We start from the raw sequence: 19,758 nt of genomic DNA, 5'->3' as shown, positions 1-19,758 counted from the left end.
CGTGCTCGGTCAACGGGTTTGCACGCGGTGCCGACGCCCTCCCTCGCGAGCAGCGGAAGACTGGACGCCTCCTTCTGGACCGCTGAGGAGGCGGCGCGCGGTGCGGATCGTCTGTGTCGACGGTGGACGCGAGTGGGACGTGGAGGTGCGCTTCGGCCGCCCGGACGCCACCCTCGCCGATCTGGCCTCGGCCGTGGGAATGCCAGGACAGGTGCTTGCCGTCGACGGCCGGGTGATGCCCCCCGAGACGGTGGTGAACGAGTCCGGTCTCGTGCACGGGTCGCGGGTGGCCGGTGCCCGGGGGCCCGTGGTCGGTGGACTACGGAAGCCGGTGGTCGTCCTGCGGCTGGTGGGAGGCCTGGAGGCGGGCCGTAGTCTCCCGCTGGCGGCGGGCCGCACGATCGTCGGGCGTGGAGCGGAAGCGGACATCCGTGTTGTGGCCACGGGCGTGTCACGGCTCCATGCCGCCTTCGATGTCCTGCCCGACGGCCGGGTCACCGTCACCGACCTCGGCTCGGCGAACGGCACGGACGTCGACGGCGTGAGGATCCGCGATGCGGTCCCCGTCCATGCCGACGACCTGGTGTCGCTCGGCGGTGAACTGCTTGTCCGGGTGCTGCCCGCCGACCGGCTCGGTCCGGTGCAGCGGATCAACGCCGTCCGCGAGGCCGGGCCCGGTGGGTCGCTGCCGTTCAACCGCCCGCCGAGGGGCGGGCGTCCGGCCGGCTCGGTGCCGATCGCCGTCCCCGCGCCGCCGGCGGGCACCCACAAGGCTCCCTTCAGCCTTGCGGCCCTGCTCGGCCCGCTGGCCATGGCCGCCGCGACCGTGGTGCTGACCGGCGATCCGCGCTATGCGGCCATCGCGGCGCTCACCCCGCTGATGTTCCTGGCCAACTTCGCCGAGGAACGCCTGCGCGGCAGGTCCGCGCTGCGCCGGGGGAGCCGTGAGTACGCCGCCCGGCTGGCGGAGTTCGAGACGGTGGTGGAGCGCCGGCACACCGAAGAGGTACGGTCGCGCCGCGCGGCCCACCCCGATCCGGCCGAGGTGCTCTACCGGGCGACTGCCCCAGGGACCGCGCTGTGGGAGCGGCGTCCGGCCGCGGACGACTTCCTCCAGCTCGTGGCCGGGACGGCTGACCTGCCCTGGGACCCGCCGTTGGAGCAGGGCTCCACCGAGCCGGCACCGGAACCCGCGGCCGTACTCGCGCGCAGGTCCGTACTGCCGCAGGTGCCCGTGGTGGTGGGTGTCTCGGCGGGTGAGGCCGTGGGCTTCGAGGGCAACCGGAAGGCGTGCCTGGCCGTCGCCCGGTCCCTGCTGTGCCAGGCCGTGGTGGGCAGCGGGCCCGCGGACGTCACGGTCGCCGTGTTCACCGACGCCGACCGGCTCGCCGACTGGGACTGGACCAAGTGGCTGCCGCACGGAGCCGACTTGCGATCCGGGACGACACGGCTCGTGGCGGTCGGTCCGGAGCAGGCCGACACGCTGGCCCAGCACCTGCTCGCCGCGGGGCCGCCCGCACAGGCCGCGGCCGGCCGGCCGACCACAGGCCCGGTGCTGCTCGTGGTCGTGGACGGCGCCACCTTGCTGGAGGGCCGCCCCAACCGGCTGCGGGACCTGATCGCGGGCACCTCCGTACGCTGCGGGGCGCTGGTGCTGACCACCCGCCTGCCCGCGCTGTGCACCTCCGTGGTCACCGCCTCGCCCGAGGGCATCGGGCAGGTCCGTGACGTGGCCCTGGGCGTCACCGTGGAGCGGGTGCTGCTGGACGGCGTGCCGTTGGCCGAAGCGCGGGAGACCGCGCGGGCGCTGGCCCGTTTCGAGGACCCGGAACTGCGGATCGAGGGCGCCGGACTGCCCGACCGGGTCTCCCTGCTCCCCCTGCTGGACCTGGTGAGCGTGGACGGCGCCGCGGTGGCCGGCCACTGGAAGAAGCGGGTGCCCGAGCTCCGGGTCCGGGCCGTGCTGGGCGTCACGGAACGCGACCTGTTCACCATCGACCTCGATGACGACGGTCCGCACGCGCTCATCGCCGGGACGACCGGTTCCGGCAAGAGTGAACTGCTGCGCACGCTCATCGCGAGCATGGCGGTCGACGCGGACCCGGAGCACCTCACCTTCGCGTTGATCGACTACAAGGGCGGCGGCGCGCTGGACGAATGCGCCGCCCTCCCGCACACCGTCGGCCTGGTCACCGACCTCGACGAACAGCTCAGCGAACGCGCCCTGCGCTGCCTGGAGGCCGAACTGCACCACCGCGAACGGTTGCTGCGTGAGACGGGCCTGAGCCACATACGCGACTACCAGCGGCTGCGCGACACCGGGCGGACAGAACTGGAGCCGATGCCGCGGCTGGCCGTGGTCATCGACGAGTTCGCCACGCTGGTCAAGGCGCTCCCGGACTTCGTGGACGCCCTCGTCGGCATCGCCCAGCGCGGGCGCAGTCTGGGTGTGCACCTGATCATGGCGACGCAGCGGCCCGCCGGCTCCGTCAACGACGCGATCAAGAACAACGTCAAGCTGCGCATCGCGCTCCGGCTGGAATCCACCGGCGACTCGCAGGACGTCATCGACAACCCGGCCGCCGCCGCGATCGGCAGCCGGCAGTGGGGCCGCGCCTTCTACCGGCTCAGCGCTCGTGAGGTCATGCCGGTGCAGACCGCTCTGTCCACCGGCGTCACCCCCGAGACAGCCGTCACGGCCCCGGCGACCGCGGGCCCCTTCCTGCTGGCGCTGCCCGCCGCCGAGCCGGGCACGGCGCAGACCGACGGGGCAACCGACCTGCAGCGCCTGGTCGCGGCCGCCGGGGAAGCGGCGGGGCTGGCCGGTTTCGCGGAGCCACGGCGGCCCTGGCCCGACCCCCTGCCCGCTGTCGTACGCGCCGCCGATCTGCCGCCCCTCGCGGAACGCGGTCTGCAGACGGAGGCTGTCGGCCTTCCCGCGTACGCCCTCGCCGATGACCCCGAGCGGCAGCGGCAGTACCCGGTCGGCTGGGATCCCGCAGCGGGAAACGTCCTGATCTACGGCGGCGGCGGTTCCGGGACGTCCACCGCTCTGGCCGCCCTCGCGCTGGCCTCCGCCGGCGCCGAGCCGCCGCAGCGGTGCCACATCTTCGCCCTCGACATGGGCGCGGGCGACCTGGCGCCGCTGGTCGGCCTGCCGCACACCGGGGCCCACATCGGGCCGGCCGAACGCGAGCGGCAGATCCGCCTCATCCGGCTGCTGCGCCGGGAACTCGACGAGCGCAAGACGCGCGGGGCCGCGGCGTCCGGCCAGGGGGTATCGGGCCCGGACTGGCTGGTACTCCTGGACAACCTCGGGGCGCTGCTGTCGGACTTCGACAAGGACATCGCCGGGATGAACCTCATCGACGAACTGGCCCGGGTCTACGCGGACGGGCCGGCCGTCGGCATCCGCTTCGCCGTCACCGCCGACCGCTCCGGCGCCGTGCCGTCCGCGTGGGCGGCACTGACCCAGCAGAAACTGCTGATGCGCATGGCCGATCCCGGCGAGTACGGCTACTTCGACGTGCCGCGCGGCGCGGTCCCCGGCTACGTACCCGGACGCGCGCTGGTGGCCGCGACCCGCCAGGTGATCCAGATCGCCCTGCCCGCCGAGGACCTCGCCACCGCGGTGGCCGCCTGCGCCGCCCGCTGGCCCGGCGCCGCCACCACCGCGCCCCGCGTCGGCACGCTGCCCGCCGAGATCACTCTCGGTGCCCTCGCGGCACCGGCCGCGGTGGCCGCCGAGCCCTGGTACATCCCCGTCGGTCTGGACGCGGACACCCTCGGCGGCACGGCCCTGCGGCTGTACGAACAGGAACACGCGCTGATCGCCGGGCCGCAACGCTCCGGCCGCTCCACCGCTCTGTGCACGATCGCACGCCAGGTGACCGCCGCGGCGGACCCGCCGGCCGTGGTCGCGTTCGCCCCCCGACGCTCACCCTTGCGTGAGTTGCCCTGCCTGACCATGTGCGTCACCGACTACAGCGGCCTCGAGGCGGCCCTGGTCCCGTACCCCGGCCCCACCCTCCTCCTCGTCGACGACGCCGAGACGGTCGAGGACGACCTCGGCGTGCTGGAGCGCTGGCTGTCCGTGGCCGGGGTCGGACACCACCTCGTTGCCGCCGGCCGCGCCGACGCCCTGCGCCGCACCTACGGCCACTGGACCCAGCGCGCCCGTGACAGCCGCTGCGGCATCCTGCTCGCCCCGGACCACGACCTCGACGGGGACCTGCTCGGCACCACCCTGCCCCGGCACGACCGCCTCGCCCCTCTCCCGGGCCGCGGCTACCTGGTCACCGACGGCATCGCGGACGGGGTGCAGGTGGCGCGGTGACGGAGGGCCGGGGCACTGTGCGCGCAAGGTCAAGGGCATTGCGTCTCCCGTCAAGGACGGGCCGAGGAGTGGCTGGGAAAATTGACGGATGTGGACCACGCCCTGTCGGGAGGGGTTCGCCGAATGAAGACCGGTCGTCCGACGTGCGGAGTTCACCATGCCACCACAGGGGAAGGTCAAATACGACTTCGCTGCAGCCGACGAACTGAGCAGGGCACTGAACCAACTGGTGGCCAAAATCCACTGGTTGAACTGGTATCGCGACACCCGAAGCAGCAAGTACTTCGACTGCGGGCAACAGTCGTGGCGGGGAAAGAACCATGACCAGTTCGTTCGGGACCTCAACGCCCAACGGCGGGCCCTGAACGCACTTGCCGAAGAGGCGGCGAGCCTCAAGAGCCAGGTGGACAATGCGACCGCTGCGGCGACGGCGAAGCTGAGCGCCAACCATCACTGACAGGGAAGGACCATGACCGACAGCGGAACGGCGTCAGCGACGCCGCAGTTCCTCTTCGACTACTCCACGACTGCGACCAACGCGGCGCGTCTTCTGGAGGAGTTCGTCCGCGGCACGCTGGCTCCCGCCGTCGCCGGTTACCAGGCGACCGCCGTTGACTTCGGCAGCCACATCTTCCGGGCTTCCGCGGGATACGCGCCCGGTGCGCCGGGCACCATTGACGGGCAGGTGACCGCACTGCTGTCGCGGATCATCGCAACGGACAAACATGTGGCGCTGGTGGGCAAGCTGTTTCAGCTGGCCGGCGGCACCCGTGAGACGGTGGTGAACCGGGTGCCGTTCGTCAATGGACCGCGCCCGGTGCTGGGACAACCGCCCCTGGCTGCCCCGGATCCGATCCTTACCGTCTTCACCGACGATGCGGCGCTCGCCGCCGCCGAGCGGTCCGTCGGACACTACGGCGCCGGAAACGCCTTGGCACTGTCCTTCGACTGGAGTTCGACGGATACCGGCGACTTGGCGCCCGGGCTGAAGCAGCTTGCCAAGTACCAGGACGACCAGGCGTTCTGCGTGGAATTCTTCAACTCCCTGCCGCCCGGCACGGTGGCGGAGCTCATCATCTACGGCGGTCCGACCCTGAACCACGCGCTGGCCACTGCCTATGCGAGCGGACTGCTGGACGCCCGCGTCGAACACGAGGTGGTCCGGTCGCTGGAACTGCAGCTGGAGCAGCCCAGTGGCAACCCGGCGCCGGCGGCGACCCTCAACGCCCTGGCCGCAGACCCTGCCGCGGCGGCCGCCTTCGCCAGGTACCTCAGCAAAGATCCCAAGGCACTCCTGCATTTCATGGGTGGACTCGGTTACCGGCACGAAGCGGACCCCGGTTACACCCTCGAAGCGCAGACCGGTTCGCAGCGCGCCTATCTGTCCCTGCTCACCTCCGCGGTGCCGGAGATGCAGCCCGGGGAGGTGAAATCTCTGGTCGTCGCGATGGGAGCCCATTTCCCCGACGTGACCTCGGAGGATCTCCAGGCGATTCTGCCCGACATACGGCATTTCCTGGCCACTGCCGCCGGCGCCATGAGCGGCCCCCTGCCGAGTGATCACACCATCGCAGAACACCCCGAGGCCCTGTCCGAATGGGCCAATGGCTTCGGCGCCAACATGCGTGCGTTCAACGGTATCTACGAGCACATCGCGAAGGTCTTCATCGATGCCCAGGCGAGCGACGACAAGGTCCAGGGAATCCTGACCGATGCCATGTTCGCTGTCGGTTTCACCTTCGTCCCCGAAGGCGTCATGGCAGCCGGCGTCAGCCTGCCGCTCGGGAAGTGGGACGTCGGTTCCAAGGTCGCGTCAGCGGTGAACGAGGATCTGGTCAAGGTGATCAGTCCGCCAATACCCTGGCCCAAGGGCGGGGATGGTGCGAAGATCTCCGACTTCGTCAAGGCCATGAACAGGAACAGTGCCCTGTACTTCATGTGCAACACCCTTTACTCGCACGGCATGATCACGCACAGGTCCGGTGGGAAATGGGTCGCGACCAAGTGGCCCGACCTGAACGGACCGGACGGCCCGAACCAGCTCTTCGCGAGTCTGCGCGGCCCGCACGCGACGATGGACGACCCCGCCACGTCGGCATGGGCCTGGACCCAGCACGCCAAGGGTGGCCGGAAACTGGCGGAGCTGATCAACCAGTTCATGGCATCGGCCGACTCCCAGCCGACCTCTGTCCCGAGCGGCGGCTAGGCGTCGCAGGGCAGGCGGGATGTGGCGGACTCGACCTGGTCCCGAAACCCGGATGGTGGCCCCCTGCGCCGCGCCGTGGATTGCGCACTGCGTCATGGCGTGTGCACTCGTCATCAATGACGTGGCGCGAGGCCGCTGGTGATACTGGCGAAAGTTCGGAAATCTCGAAGGAGAGAAAATGGCGACCGTAAAGTCCACCGACCTGGCGCATCAGGAAGCCGGGAAGATGATGAGCCTGATCACCAGTCAGCTTCCCCAGCTGATCAATCAGTTGAACGGTCACGGGCAGACGCTGAGTGACCCCAATCACTGGGACGGTCCGCTGGCGCAGAGGTTCCGGGGTGAGGTGTGGCCGCAGGCCAGGGGCGACCTCGACAAGATGAGGGCCTCGCTGGAGCACCTGCAGCAGCAGGTCCAGAAGATCCTCACCAACATCTCGCACGCGGGCGGTGCGTAAGAGCCGCGAAGAGGACCGAGGACGCCCCATGCCCGAGAAGAATCCTGCTGCCTCCGGAGCCGACCGCCCGCCGACGGCCGAGTTGTCCGCGGACGACCTGGCGCTGCTCGGCGCGGAGCCGCTGCGCCGGTCCGACCCGCCGGAGATCGGTCCCTACCGGTTGCTGGCTCGGCTGGGCGGCGGGGGGATGGGACGGCTGTACCTCGGACGGGAGTCCGACACCGAGGGGACGTACGGGGCGGGGTCGCTCGTCGCGGTCAAGGTGATCCGCTCGGAGTACGCCGAGGACGAGCGCTTCCGCCGCCGCTTCGAGCGCGAAATCGAGGCCGTACGCCGGGTGCACGGGACCTACACGGCCGAGCTGCTCGACTCCGGCTTCGACCGCGATGAGCTCCTGTGGATGGCGACCGCCTACGTGCCCGGGCCCAGCCTGGGTGACGCCATCGAGCGGTGCGGGTCCCTGCCCGCGCCGGTCGTGTGGCGGCTGGCGCACGAGATCGGGCAGGCGCTCACGGCGATCGCCGCCGTGGGCATCGTCCACCGCGACCTCAAACCGTCCAACGTGCTGCTGGGACCGGACGGTGCGCGCATCATCGACTTCGGGGTCGCGCACACCGCGGACGCCAGTTCGCTCACCATGACCGGTCAGCACCTGGGCACACCGGCCTTCATGTCTCCGGAGCAGGCGGACGGCCGTGAAGTGGGCACGGCCTCGGACGTGTTCTCCCTCGGCTCGGTCCTCGCCGCGGCGGTCACGGGCTCGGCTCCCTTCGGTGAGGGCACCACCGGTGACGTCATCCACCGGATCATCTACTCGCCGCCGAACGAGCAGGTGATCGCAGAGGTGGCCCGGCGCGATCCCGACCTCGCCGAACTGATCGGCCGGTGCCTGGACAAGGACCCGCTGCGGCGCCCGAGCCCCCAGGACGTCGTCGAGGCCACGCGGGGGCATGCCGCCGACGGGGAGTGGCCCGACGCGGTCGCCGGGACCGCCGGCGCACGGGCGGCCTGGAGCGGGACGGCGGTGGCGGTGCCGCCCATGGACCAGTTGACGATTCTGCGGCGCACCAAACCCGAGGACCCGGGGAAGGAGGCGTCCGGCCGACGCCGGTGGCCGCTCGTGGTGGGCGCGGCGGCAGCGGTCGCGATCGCGGGAGCGGCTGTCGCCCTGGGGGCTTCCGGAGGAGACGCCGCCCGCCAGGAAGCCGCGACCACGTCCGCCGGATCGCATTCCTCCGCCACCACCACGAACTCCCCGCGGGCCGAGCCGGCCTCTCCGCGGCCGCAGTCCCGGCCCAGGACGTCCGCGACCGCGACTGTCACGGCTCCACCCCCGCCCGGGAGCCCGCCGGCCGGCGGCGCCACGGACCCTGCCCAGCCGCAGCAGCCGTACGATCCTCCGCCGGCCACGCGGCCCACCACCTCCGCCCCGACCACGAAACCGGCGCCTGGGCCCACCGCACCCGCCGAGCCCTGGAAGTCCTGCACGTACTACTCCGGCACCACCCTCACGGTCTACGGCCAGAAGGGCTCCCGCGTGAAGGAAGTGCAGTGCATCCTCAAGGCCCGCGGCTACAACATCGGCCCCAGCGGGGTCGACGGCATCTTCGGCTACGACACGCTGACCGAGGTCAAGAAGTTCCAGAGCAACAACCACCTCCGGGTCGACGGCGAGGTCGGCGTCAACACCTGGTCCGCGCTGCGGTCGTGATGCTCCGCAGGCCGCCTGCCGATGGCCGTCCGGGAGTCCGGGTCACCACTGCAGTCGCTGCTCGCGGTACCTGCCGGGCGTGACCCCGTAGGCCGACTTGAACGTCCGGTTGAAGACCGCGGGGTCGCGGAAGCCCCAGCGCCTGGCGATCTCGCACACGCTGCGCTGGGCCTCGGCCGGGTCGGACAGATCGGCCCGGCAGTGTTCCAGGCGGCGTTCGCGCAGGAACGCGCCGACCGTGCGCCCGTCCCGCTGGAAGAGGTGGTGCAGGTAGCGCAGCGAGATGTGGTTGGCGGCGGCGATGGAGGTGAGTGACAGGTCGGGGTCGTGCAGGTGGTGCTCGATGTACGTCTTGATGTCGCGCAGTAGCACGTCGGTGGCCGACGGAGCGGGGCGGGCGGTGGCGGGCGGCGGTTCGGTACCGCCGCGAAGGACAGCGGTCTCGCTGTCGAGGAAAGCCGTCGCGAGGTCGACGGCGGCGGTGCCCCACCAGGCGGCGTGCCGGGCCTCGGCGGACGGCGCGTGCGCGGCGAGCCCGTACACGAAGGAGGCGAGGAGGGCCGCGGGACCCGAACCTGTCGGCACGGGACGGCCGGACACCTCGCGCAGTACTTCGCCGGGCAGCGACAAGGCTGCTTCGGGCAGATGCAGGACCAGAGCCCGGACCGGATCCGGACCGGCGGGCGCGCCGGCGCGGAGCCGCAAGGACTCGCCGGGCTGCCAGAGCATCACGCCGCTGGACTCCAGCAGGACGCGCTGCTGATCGTGGCCGAGGAACAGCGGTCCTCGGGGTGCGAACACCAGGCGCCAGGTCCGCGGGAGCGCGTCGGCGTACCGGCCGTCGGGCTCGGGCCCGGCCGGTGGCTCGGGCGGGGTCAGCAGCGACAACCCCACCAGGCCCAGATCGACTCGGTGACGTTCCGTCAGTCCGACCCCGGGGGCGTGGACCGGAGCCTCGCCGGGCAGGGCCGATCCGGGGGCCGCCGGGCGATCGGCGGCGACGCGGTGGCGCCGCCTCGCGCGCACGCCCGGCCTTCTGGCGGCGGGCGGCCTGCGGCGCCTGCCGGTGGTGGTCGACGTGGTGTTGGCGATCTCCGGCTCGTCCGTGCCGGGCGAGCTGCCGTGAGCCGTCATGTCGGAATTCCCCCGAAGCGTGCATCAGTGGCGTCCGCACCCGCGGTGGCCGGACCGGAAGCCCGGGCGTGGGCCGAGGACTTCCGCGTCCAGGGCGTGACGTGCCGTCGCCCGGTTCCTCTTCCCGGGCGGCGAGGGCGGCCGGTCCGGGCCCTCACGCAGGTGCTTCCCCGAGTCTGGAGCGGGCGGACAGCCGCGGGCCAGCGATGCCCGCCAGTTGCCTCAATCCTGGGACTGGATGCCTTCTGACCTGCGGAGACGTCCGGCGGATGGGTTGCGGGACGGGACGTGTGTGAAAGAGTGGGCCCTAGGTCCTGTCGTCAAACTCCCGTCGTCGCCCGGAGGGCGGCCCTGCGGCGTCAGGTGCGTGCTCTCGGCGTGCCGGGTGCTGACCCTCGTACTGGATGTACTTGGGTCTGCGCCCGGTGCGGCGAGAGTGCGTGCATGGCGTCGCGGGGCAGACGGGAGTTTGACGACAGGGCCTAACGGAGAAGGGGGGCGCCGTCGTGGGACGCTGGCAGCCGCTGCGGGGCGACCTGCCCGCGGAGGTGGTCCGGCTGGTGCGGGAACTGCGCCAGTACGTGGACCGGTGCGAGATGAACACCATGACCGTCGCCGCCAAGACCGGTTACAGCCGTAGTTCCTGGCTGCGCTACCTCAACGGGCGGAGACTGCCTCCATGGGCGGCGGTGGTCGAGCTGGGGCGGCTGGCGCAGGCCGATGTCGAACTGCTGCGTGTGCTGTGGGAATCGGCGGCCCACGCGTGGACGGGGGAGCGCCCGGCCGACGACACCGACCCGTCACCCGCACCGCTGCGTCCGGCAGGTGACGTACGGGACCCCGGTCCGCCGGACGCCGCGCCCACAGGCCCCTCACCGGCTGAGGACCGGCCGTCCTCCCGCGGTCTTCGAGTGCCGCACGCGGGCGTACTGGCCGCTGTTGCCGCTTGCTTGCTGCTGGCCACCCTGCTGCTCGCCCGGCCGTGGGACGGCTGGACCAGCGGGACGGAGGCCGGCCGCGTGCCGGACGGCGCCCCCTCCGGGGCACCGGCCTGGCCGTGGCCCTTGCACAGCGCGGCGGACGGGGCGGCCGCCGGGTGCCGGGCGGCCGGCTGCCGGGGAATGGACCCCTACCGCGAAAGGTGCGACCGCGACGGTGTCGTCGTCCACCGGCTGCGCGCGTACGGCCGCGTCCTGACCCTTCAGTACAGTCCCGCCTGCCGGTCGAGCTGGGCGGAGGTGGACACCGCGGCGGGGACGTCCGGGTTGCGGATCGCCACGACGGACGGCGACCAGCAGACGGCAACCGGCGGCGGGGCGTACACGGCGATGGTGGCGAGCGGGCCGGACGCGGCACGGGCCACGGTCGTCGTTCATGGCCGGCAACTCGGCGTCGCCCAGTACGACAGCTGGATCGACGCCGTCAGCGGCAGCGCGCGAGGGTGACGGAGTCCGTGCGCAGCCGATGGAACCGCCCGGCGTCATAGACCTCATAGGCGCCGTCCGGGGCCTGGCGCAACGGGAGACCGTAGCGTTCGCCCTGGTAGACCATCCACTGTCCGGCGGGGACCATGCGCTCCGCTGCGGCGCCCCAGGTGGCCGACCCGACGATCCCGTCCGCGGACAGGTGGTGGTTGCTCTGCCAGACGCGGGTGGCCTCGGCCGTCGCCTCGTCGTATGTGCAGGTGACCCCGGAGCGTGCCGCGTATCCGTCGGCCCACAGCACGCTCTGCCACAGGCCGATCAGGTCGCTGCGCCGGGTGCGGCCGACCGCCAACTGCTGTGTGGCGCCCAGCTCGCCGGCGACGAGCACACCGCCGCTCCGGTCGCGGGACTGCGGGTTCCGCGGGGCCCCGGAACCCGCACACACCAACGCCAGAATCAGTACGCACAGCGCGGCGCGCGCCGTCGTCCCCTCACTCATGGCACCGTCTCACCGTCGTCACGTCAACTGCGTTGCGGATGCGCACAGTTATGCACAACCGGCGGTTCCGCAATCGCCCGCGTAGATACAGTAGGGAAGAGAGCGATGATCCCAGAGAGCACTGGGCCCGGAGGGGGTACGTGACTGACTGGAAGCCGTTACCCGGCGGCCTGGCCTCGGACGTCCGTCATCTGGTCGCCGAACTGCGGACCTTGAAGGACCGCGCCGGGCTGAGTCTGGCCGTCCTCGGCGGCCGCACTCCGTACAGCAAGTCCTCCTGGGAACGCTATCTCAACGGCAAGGCACTGCCACCCCAGCACGCGGTGATCTCCCTCGGCAAGCTGGCCGACGCCGATCCCGCCCGGCTCGTGGCGCTGTGGGAACTGGCGAACACTGCTTGGCACGGCCACGGAGCCAGTGACACGGACCCGGCCCGCGAGGCCGACGACGGCCACGACCGGCCGTTCGAGGAATCCGTTCCCGCGACGGAGCGGGCTCCCGCCGCCCAGGCCGAAGAGCCGCCGTCCGTGAGCCGTCGGTTCGGCCGGCGGCAGCTGGTCCGGACGGTGGTCGCCCTGGCCGCCGTCGTGGGCCTGTCCGTCTCGCTGTACGGCGTTTTCGGCCGGCATTCGGGCGCGCACACCGATGAAGGCGGCACCGCGGGCAAGGACGCACCGACCAGGCAACTCGACGTGAACTGCTTCGCGGACAGCTGTGCCGGAAAAGACCCCGGACAGACCGGCTGCGGCGGCGACGCGTGGACCTCTGCCCTGTACAAGGTCGCCGGGGTCTACGTGGAGCTGCGCTACAGCGATGCCTGCAAGGCTGCCTGGTCCCGGATCAGCTGGGGACATCCCGGCGACATCGCCCGGGTCGTCGGCGAAGGAGGCCGGACATACCAGAACAAGGTCCACTACGACACCGACACCTTCAGCGCGATGGTCGCAGCACCGAGCCCCTCAACGGCCAAAGCGTGTGTCCTGCTCACCTCCGGGGTGCACGCCTGCACCTCCCCGGGCGGCACCCAGCACCTGACCGAGCCCCCGAACCCGCCCGCCTCGGTCCCCACCTCCGTGACGGCCGACCCGAGTTGACCCTCCGGCGGACGTGACGTGACGTGACCTGTGACGCGAACTGCGCGCCTACGGCAACGGCCACTGCCTCGGCCGCTTCATGCTCACCCCCGGCCTCACCCCCGGCGCGGACCTTCGGGACCGGCTGATCATGCGCCGGAAGGGTCATTCCAGCCCGGATGTCCTGAACACGGCCAGCGCGGTCTCCCGGTCCACGCGGGCCGAGAGCCGCCGCAAGGCTGTCTGCCCGCACAGCAGCAGACCGTCGGCCGCGGCCTTCCGGGCGCCCGCCTCGACGCTGTGCCACAGGGCGGGGTTGTTCACCAGAACGTCTGGATCGATCGCGACTCGCGAGCCGAACGCGTCGCGCAGCAGGAGCCGTTGGGAGACGCCCTCCAGACAGCGCACGGACACCAGCAGATCGGTCCGGACCCGGCGCTCGCGCAGCAGCCACCGTGCGGCCAGCCAGTTCTCACCGGCCGAGACACGGGCGGGAAACAGCACGACGAACAGCAGCAGAGCGAGCGTGAGCCACAGCAGGCCACGCCGGAACGTGAACCGGCCCGAGCCCCAGTCGATGAGCAGGAGCAAGGTGAGCAGCGCCCCGGCGCACCGGACGGCATCCCTCACATCTCCTGCCCAGCGGCGGTCGTGCACCGCGGCCCCGGACGATTCTGCGCGAGCGCAGGCCGCTGACCTGCGCGCCTTCTCGCGGCGTTCCATACCGGTGACGGTAGAGGCGCTCAGGACGCGAACCACGCGTTTTGACGCAGCTCTGATGGCGCATGCCCGTCAAGGTCCCGTCAAGGTCGGGCCTCTCGGCGCGAAGATGCCGCAAGGAAGCGCCGAACACTGTCGGAAACGGTCAGAACCTGAGTGCACCGCGCACATGTCGACGTAGCTGCGCGGCATGCACCGAAGGAGTACCGCACCCATGACCGTCCTGACCACCGAGCCGGATGCCGTTCCCGCCGGCGAGGAACCGCCCGATACCGGTGAACGCCACCGGCTGTCCGCTGTCACGGGGCTCGCGGCCCTGTCGCTGGACGCGATGGCCTCGGTGGCCTACGGCCCCGAGGCGATCGTGCTGGTCCTGGCCGCCGCCGGCGCACACGGCCTCGGCTTCACGCTGCCGGTCACGCTGGCCATCGCCGCCCTGCTGGCGGTGCTGGTGGTGTCGTACCGGCAGGTGATCGCGGCCTTCCCGGACGGCGGCGGCTCCTACGCGGTCGCGAGGACGCATCTGGGCGCGCGGATCAGTCTGCTGGCGGCGGCCTCGCTGATCCTGGACTACGTCCTGAACGTGGCCGTGGCGGTCACGGCGGGCGTGGCCGCGCTGACGTCCGCGTTCCCGGGCCTGTACGGCGACAGACTGTGGCTGTGCCTGGCGGTGCTCGCGCTGATCACGGGCGTGAACCTGCGGGGGATCGTGGAGTCGGCGAAGGCGTTCATCGTGCCGACGGCCGTCTTCGTGGGGGCGATCTTCGTGCTGATCGGCGTCGGTCTGTTCCGCTCCGGGCCGGTCAGTACGGCGACGGCGGCCGGGCACGCCTCGGTCGTCGCCGACAACGCGACCGGAGTCGGCGTCCTGCTCCTGCTGAAAGCATTCGCCTCCGGATGCTCAGCCCTCACCGGAGTCGAGGCCATCGCCAACGCCGTCCCCTCCTTCCGCGTCCCGCGGACCCGCCGGGCCCAGCGGGCGGAGGTCGCCCTGGGCGCCGTACTCGGTCTGATGCTGATCGGTCTGGCGGTGCTGATCGGGCGCTTCCACCTTCAGCCGGTGGCAGGCGTCACGGTCCTCGCCCAGCTCGCGGACGCCTCGCTCGGCCACAACTGGGCCTTCTACGTCATCCAGTTCGCGACCACGATCCTGCTGGCGCTGTCCGCGAACACGTCCTTCGGCGGGCTGCCGGTGCTGCTGAAGCTGCTCGCCCGCGACAACTACGCGCCGCACGTCTTCGCCCTGAAGGCCGACCGCCAGGTGCACCGGCACGGTGTCCTCGCGCTCGCCGTCGTCTCCGCCGCGCTGCTGGTCTTCTCCGGCGGTGACACCAACACGCTGGTGCCGATGTTCGCCATCGGTGTCTTCGTCGGCTTCACGGTCGCCCAGGTGGGCATGGTCCGGCACTGGCGTCTGGAGCGGAGCTCAGGATGGCGCGGCAAGGTGCTGCTCAACGGCTTCGGCGCGCTGCTCACCGGTGTCTCGACGGTCGTCGTCACGGCGAGCAAGTTCACTGAGGGCGCCTGGCTGCTCGTGATCGCGCTGCCCCTGCTCGTCGCCGCCTTCCTCACCGTTCACCGTGCCTACGACCGCATCGGCGAGCGACTCGGCCTGGGCCGCATCCCCGAGCCCCCGCACCGCGACCGCTCCCTGGTGATCGTCCCGGTGTCCTCACTGTCCCGGCTCACCTCCGAGGCCCTGACCGCGGCCGCCTCCCTCGGCGACGAGGTCCGTGCCGTCACCGTGTGCTACCCGGACCCCGAGGACCGGGCCCAGCTGCACGCCCTGGAGCGGTCCTGGGCCGAATGGGATCCCGGGGTGCCCCTGGCGCGGCTGTCCTGCGCGCGGCGCAGCCTGGGCCGTCCCATCGCCGCGTACGTCCGTGAGGTGGCCGCCGCCGAGCCCGGCACCCGGGTCACCGTGCTGATCCCGGAGGCGGAGCCGGAGCGGCTGTGGCAGCGGCTGCTGCAGAACCAGCGGGGCGCGGTCGTCGCGCATGCCGTGCGGCGGGAGACGGACGCGGTGATCTGCCGGCTCCGCTTCCGGCTGCTCTGAACAGAAACCCCCTGTTGCCGGCTGGTACGGATCGGCGGCCGTATGAGTCTCGTCAAAGCCGTGGGCGAGGCCGTAAGAGGGCCGTCAACGAGCGACCGGATCAGGCCAGGGCGGGGGTTTCCTCTAACCGTCCTTGTTCCACCCCCGAACCTCTCCAGGAGTTCACGATGGCCGATCTGGCCTTCGTCGTCACCGTGCTCGCGGGCTTCGCGCTGGTGGCTCTCGTCGCCCGGGGGGTGACGAAGCTGTGACCGCCGAGAACGTCGTCGGCCTGGTCGTGGCCGTCGCCCTGCTGGGCTATCTCGTCCTCGCCCTGATCTTCCCGGAGAGGTTCTGAGCACAGACATGAGTCCAGAAGTCGCAGGCTTCCTCCAGCTGCTCGCCCTCATAGGCGCGCTGGCGCTCGCCTACATCCCCCTCGGCACCTACATGGCCAAGGTCTACTCCTCGAAGAAGCACCTGCGGGTGGAGAAGTGGACCTACCGGGCCATCGGTGCCAACCCCGACGCCGAGATGACCTGGCCCGCCTACCTGCGCGGTGTGCTGGCCTTCTCCGCCGTCAGCGTCCTCTTCCTCTACCTGCTCCAGCGGCTGCAGGGCGTGCTGCCCGGCTCGATGGGCTTCTCGTCGGTGAACCCGGCGCAGTCGTTCAACACGGCCGTGTCCTTCGTGACCAACACCAACTGGCAGTCGTACTACGGCGAGCAGACGATGGGGCACGTCGTGCAGACCGCCGGTCTGGCGGTGCAGAACTTCGTCTCCGCCGCGGTCGGTATCGCCGTCGCGGTGGCGCTGGTGCGGGGCTTCGCCCGCTCGCGCACCGGTGAACTGGGCAACTTCTGGAGCGACCTGGTCCGTGGCACGCTGCGCATCCTGGTGCCGGGTGCCGCGATCGCGGCGATCGTGCTGGTGGCGTGCGGTGCCATTCAGAACTTCTCCGGCATCCACGAGGTCGGCCAGTTCATGGGCGGCTCGCAGCAGTGGAACGGCGGCGCGGTCGCCTCGCAGGAGGCCATCAAGGAGCTGGGCACGAACGGTGGCGGCTACTTCAACGCCAACTCCGCCCACCCCTTCGAGAACCCGACCCCGTTCACCAACCTCTTCGAGATCTTCCTGATCCTGGTCATCCCGTTCTCCCTGACCCGCACCTTCGGCGTGATGGTCGGCAACGTGAAGCAGGGGTACGCGATCCTCGCCACGATGGTCACCATCTGGCTGGGCTTCACCGTCCTGATGATGTGGACCGAGTTCGCCCACCACGGCGCGGCCCTCCAGGCGGCCGGCGGGGCGATGGAGGGCAAGGAGGTCCGCTTCGGTGTCGGCGGCTCGTCGATCTTCGCGGTGGCGACCACGCTCACCTCGACCGGCGCGGTGAACTCCTTCCACTCCTCCTTCACCGGACTCGGCGGCGGCATCACCATGCTGAGCATGATGCTGGGCGAGATCGCGCCCGGCGGCACCGGCTCCGGCCTGTACGGCATGCTGATCATGGCCGTGATCGCGGTGTTCATCGCCGGTCTGATGGTCGGCCGTACGCCGGAGTACCTGGGCAAGAAGATCGGCGGCCGAGAGATGAAGCTCGCCGCCTGCTACATCCTGATCACCCCGGCGCTGGTGCTGGTCTTCACGGCGGCCTCCATGGCCCTGCCGACCCCGCCGCACTCGATGCTCAACTCCGGTGCGCACGGGTTCTCCGAAGTCCTGTACGCCTTCACCTCCGCGTCGAACAACAACGGTTCGGCCTTCGCCGGTCTGAACGCGAACACGGACTGGTTCAACACCATGACCGGGCTCGCGATGCTGCTGGGCCGCTTCCTGCCGATGGTGTTCGTGCTTGCGCTGGCCGGCTCCCTCGCCGAGCAGACGCCGGTCCCGGTCACCGCGGGCACCCTGCGCACCGAGAAGCCGCTGTTCACCGGCCTGCTGGTGGGCGCGATCCTGATCATCACCAGTCTCACGTACTTCCCGGCCCTCGCACTGGGCCCGCTCGCGGAAGGGCTGGCGTGATGACCACCCGTACAGAGAACTCAGAGGACTCCATGTCCACAGCCACTCCCACCAGGGCGCCGCACAGCGACGTCCCCACCGGGCACAAGCCGGCCGAGGGCCGGGTCGGCGCCGGTCTGTTCGACCCCAAGGCGCTGGTCAAGTCGCTGCCGGACGCCTTCCGCAAGCTCGACCCACGGGTGATGGTCAAGTCGCCCGTGATGTTCGTGGTGTGGATCGGCTCGGTCCTGACCACCGTCTTCTCCTTCCAGCACGCGAGTGACTGGTTCGGCTGGACCATCAGCGCCTGGCTGTGGCTCACGGTGATCTTCGCCAACCTCGCGGAGGCGGTCGCCGAGGGCCGCGGCAAGGCCCAGGCCGACACCCTGCGCAAGGCCAAGACCGACACGGTCGCCCGCAGGCTCACCGGGGACCTCGAAGAGCGGGTCCCCGGCACCGAGTTGCGGATCGGAGACCTGGTGGTCTGCGAGGCCGGGGACGTCATCCCCGGTGACGGCGACGTCGTAGAGGGAGTTGCCAGCGTCGACGAGTCGGCCATCACGGGTGAGTCCGCCCCGGTCATCCGGGAGTCCGGCGGCGACCGTTGCGCTGTCACGGGCGGTACGAAGGTGCTGTCCGACCGGATCGTCATCCAGATCACGACGAAGCCCGGCGAGACCTTCATCGACCGGATGATCAACCTGGTCGAGGGCGCGGCCCGGCAGAAGACGCCCAACGAGATCGCGCTGAACATCCTGCTCGCCTCGCTGACCATCGTGTTCCTGCTGGCCTGTGCCACGCTGCCGCCGTTCGCGACCTATGCGGGCACGCACCTGACCATGGTCGTGCTGGTCGCCCTGCTGGTCTGCCTGATCCCGACCACCATCGGCGCCCTGCTCTCCGCGATCGGCATCGCGGGCATGGACCGGCTGGTGCAGCGCAACGTGCTCGCCATGTCGGGGCGTGCGGTCGAGGCCGCCGGTGACGTGTCGACGCTGCTGCTGGACAAGACCGGCACCATCACCCTGGGCAACCGCCAGGCCGCCGAGTTCGTGCCGGTCACGGGCACCACCGAGGCGGAGCTCGCCGACGCGGCCCAGCTGTCCTCGCTGGCCGACGAGACGCCCGAGGGCCGCTCGATCGTCGTCCTGGCCAAGGAGAAGTACGGGCTGCGCGAGCGCCACCAGGGCGAGCTGGCCGGCGCCGAGTGGATCGAGTTCACCGCCCAGACCCGGATGTCGGGTGTGGACGTCGACGGCCGGAAGATCCGCAAGGGTGCCACCGCCTCGGTGATCGCCTGGGCCGAGGAGCAGGGCGGCACGGTCGCCGAGGACGCGGACGCGACAGCCAACCGCATCTCCGAGGCCGGTGGCACCCCGCTGCTGGTCGCCGTGCACGACGACAAGGGCGCCCGCGTCCTGGGCGTCGTCCACCTCAAGGACGTCGTCAAGGCGGGCATGCGGGAGCGGTTCGAGGAACTGCGCCGCATGGGCATCAAGACGGTCATGATCACGGGTGACAACCCGCTGACCGCGAAGGCGATCGCCGAGGAGGCGGGCGTCGACGACTTCCTCGCCGAGGCCACTCCCGAGGACAAGATGGCCCTCATCAAGCGGGAGCAGGCCGGCGGCAAGCTGGTCGCGATGACCGGTGACGGCACGAACGACGCCCCGGCCCTCGCGCAGGCGGACGTCGGCGTGGCGATGAACACCGGTACGTCGGCCGCCAAGGAGGCCGGCAACATGGTCGACCTCGACTCCAACCCGACCAAGCTGATCGAGATCGTCGAGATCGGCAAGCAACTCCTCATCACCCGGGGCGCGTTGACGACGTTCTCCATCGCCAACGACGTCGCGAAGTACTTCGCGATCATCCCGGCGCTGTTCGCGGCGGTCTACCCGGGCCTGGACAAGCTGAACATCATGCACCTGTCCTCGCCCAACTCCGCGATCCTGTCCGCGGTCGTCTTCAACGCGCTGATCATCATCGCGCTGGTGCCGCTGTCCCTGAAGGGCGTGCGCTACCGGCCGATGAGCGCCGACAGGATGCTCCGCCGCAACCTCGGGATCTACGGCCTCGGCGGACTGATCGCGCCGTTCATCGGCATCAAGATCATCGACCTGCTCATCTCTCTGATCCCCGGGATCGGGTGAAGG

At 70.9% G+C, this 19,758-nt stretch carries 14 protein-coding genes; 11 read left to right on the top strand and 3 right to left on the bottom strand.

Going from position 1 to position 19,758, the window contains the following annotated elements; all coding sequences use genetic code 11:
• The first annotated feature begins 100 nt into the window (after positions 1–100).
• The 5 genes from FB563_RS04445 to FB563_RS04425 all read left to right on the top strand — a co-directional run bounded on the left by FB563_RS04445 (position 101) and on the right by FB563_RS04425 (position 8,710).
• Positions 101–4,336 (top strand): FtsK/SpoIIIE domain-containing protein, encoded by a 4,236-nt coding sequence (locus FB563_RS04445; RefSeq protein ID WP_055706328.1) that lies wholly within the window; start codon positions 101–103, stop codon positions 4,334–4,336.
• Between the two features lie 157 nt (positions 4,337–4,493).
• Positions 4,494–4,793 (top strand): hypothetical protein, encoded by a 300-nt coding sequence (locus FB563_RS04440; protein ID WP_055706329.1) that lies wholly within the window; start codon positions 4,494–4,496, stop codon positions 4,791–4,793.
• A gap of 12 nt (positions 4,794–4,805) precedes the next feature.
• Entirely contained in the window at positions 4,806–6,542 is a 1,737-nt protein-coding gene (locus tag FB563_RS04435; RefSeq protein ID WP_055706330.1) for a hypothetical protein, read from the top strand.
• A 178-nt stretch (positions 6,543–6,720) separates the two neighbouring features.
• A complete protein-coding gene (locus tag FB563_RS04430) occupies positions 6,721–6,999 on the top strand; it encodes a hypothetical protein (RefSeq protein WP_055706331.1) in 279 nt (92 codons plus the stop codon).
• 28 nt (positions 7,000–7,027) lie between these two features.
• Positions 7,028–8,710, top strand: a complete 1,683-nt coding sequence (locus FB563_RS04425) for a serine/threonine-protein kinase (RefSeq protein ID WP_055706332.1) — start codon at positions 7,028–7,030, stop codon at positions 8,708–8,710.
• Positions 8,711–8,752: 42 nt separating this feature from the next.
• On the opposite strand, the gene FB563_RS04420 is transcribed toward FB563_RS04425, so the two are convergent.
• Positions 8,753–9,844: a helix-turn-helix transcriptional regulator gene (locus tag FB563_RS04420; protein WP_055706333.1), complete on the bottom strand. Its 1,092-nt coding sequence runs from the start codon at positions 9,842–9,844 to the stop codon at positions 8,753–8,755.
• Positions 9,845–10,350: 506 nt separating this feature from the next.
• On the opposite strand from FB563_RS04420, the gene FB563_RS04415 reads away from it, so the two are divergent.
• Positions 10,351–11,289: a helix-turn-helix domain-containing protein gene (locus tag FB563_RS04415; protein WP_055706334.1), complete on the top strand. Its 939-nt coding sequence runs from the start codon at positions 10,351–10,353 to the stop codon at positions 11,287–11,289.
• On the opposite strand, the gene FB563_RS04410 is transcribed toward FB563_RS04415, so the two are convergent.
• Complete coding sequence (locus FB563_RS04410; RefSeq protein WP_079048782.1) at positions 11,267–11,767, bottom strand: peptidoglycan-binding domain-containing protein; 501 nt, start codon at positions 11,765–11,767, stop codon at positions 11,267–11,269. The genes FB563_RS04415 and FB563_RS04410 overlap by 23 nt on opposite strands.
• A gap of 140 nt (positions 11,768–11,907) precedes the next feature.
• Between FB563_RS04410 and FB563_RS04405 the strand changes: the two genes are divergently transcribed.
• Positions 11,908–12,861 carry a helix-turn-helix domain-containing protein gene (locus tag FB563_RS04405; RefSeq protein WP_055706336.1) on the top strand — a complete coding sequence of 318 codons (954 nt, stop codon included), beginning with the start codon at positions 11,908–11,910 and terminating at the stop codon, positions 12,859–12,861.
• A gap of 144 nt (positions 12,862–13,005) precedes the next feature.
• Here the strand turns inward: FB563_RS04405 and FB563_RS04400 are convergent, their stop codons facing one another.
• Complete coding sequence (locus FB563_RS04400) at positions 13,006–13,563, bottom strand: hypothetical protein (protein ID WP_055706337.1); 558 nt, start codon at positions 13,561–13,563, stop codon at positions 13,006–13,008.
• A gap of 211 nt (positions 13,564–13,774) precedes the next feature.
• Between FB563_RS04400 and FB563_RS04395 the strand changes: the two genes are divergently transcribed.
• The 4 genes from FB563_RS04395 to kdpB all read left to right on the top strand — a co-directional run bounded on the left by FB563_RS04395 (position 13,775) and on the right by kdpB (position 19,755).
• Positions 13,775–15,616, top strand: a complete 1,842-nt coding sequence (locus FB563_RS04395; protein WP_055706338.1) for an APC family permease — start codon at positions 13,775–13,777, stop codon at positions 15,614–15,616.
• Positions 15,617–15,863: 247 nt separating this feature from the next.
• On the top strand, positions 15,864–15,953 hold the full coding sequence (gene kdpF / locus FB563_RS04385) for a K(+)-transporting ATPase subunit F (RefSeq protein ID WP_009326374.1): 90 nt from the start codon (positions 15,864–15,866) through the stop codon (positions 15,951–15,953).
• Positions 15,954–15,961: 8 nt separating this feature from the next.
• Positions 15,962–17,623 (top strand): potassium-transporting ATPase subunit KdpA, encoded by a 1,662-nt coding sequence (gene kdpA / locus FB563_RS04380; RefSeq protein ID WP_055706339.1) that lies wholly within the window; start codon positions 15,962–15,964, stop codon positions 17,621–17,623.
• Positions 17,623–19,755: a potassium-transporting ATPase subunit KdpB gene (gene kdpB, locus FB563_RS04375; protein ID WP_199832822.1), complete on the top strand. Its 2,133-nt coding sequence runs from the start codon at positions 17,623–17,625 to the stop codon at positions 19,753–19,755. Before kdpA ends, kdpB begins: the two co-directional genes overlap by 1 nt.
• Positions 19,756–19,758 lie beyond the last annotated feature (3 nt).

This window comes from Streptomyces puniciscabiei (assembly GCF_006715785.1).
Taxonomy (GTDB): Bacteria; Actinomycetota; Actinomycetes; order Streptomycetales; family Streptomycetaceae; genus Streptomyces; species Streptomyces puniciscabiei.
Note: the sequence above shows the minus strand (reverse complement) of the source record. Positions and strands in the feature narration are given on the sequence as shown.

Bases quoted from the DNA above. Each gene is read 5' to 3' on its own strand.
- FB563_RS04440 (WP_055706329.1), top strand. From the start codon at position 4,494: ATGCCACCACAGGGGAAGGTCAAATACGACTTCGCTGCAGCCGACGAA.
- FB563_RS04435 (WP_055706330.1), top strand. From the start codon at position 4,806: ATGACCGACAGCGGAACGGCGTCAGCGACGCCGCAGTTCCTCTTCGAC.
- FB563_RS04430 (WP_055706331.1), top strand. From the start codon at position 6,721: ATGGCGACCGTAAAGTCCACCGACCTGGCGCATCAGGAAGCCGGGAAG.
- FB563_RS04425 (WP_055706332.1), top strand. From the start codon at position 7,028: ATGCCCGAGAAGAATCCTGCTGCCTCCGGAGCCGACCGCCCGCCGACG.
- FB563_RS04420 (WP_055706333.1), bottom strand. From the start codon at position 9,844: ATGACGGCTCACGGCAGCTCGCCCGGCACGGACGAGCCGGAGATCGCC.
- FB563_RS04410 (WP_079048782.1), bottom strand. From the start codon at position 11,767: ATGAGTGAGGGGACGACGGCGCGCGCCGCGCTGTGCGTACTGATTCTG.
- FB563_RS04400 (WP_055706337.1), bottom strand. From the start codon at position 13,563: ATGGAACGCCGCGAGAAGGCGCGCAGGTCAGCGGCCTGCGCTCGCGCA.
- FB563_RS04395 (WP_055706338.1), top strand. From the start codon at position 13,775: ATGACCGTCCTGACCACCGAGCCGGATGCCGTTCCCGCCGGCGAGGAA.
- kdpA (WP_055706339.1), top strand. From the start codon at position 15,962: ATGAGTCCAGAAGTCGCAGGCTTCCTCCAGCTGCTCGCCCTCATAGGC.
- kdpB (WP_199832822.1), top strand. From the start codon at position 17,623: ATGACCACCCGTACAGAGAACTCAGAGGACTCCATGTCCACAGCCACT.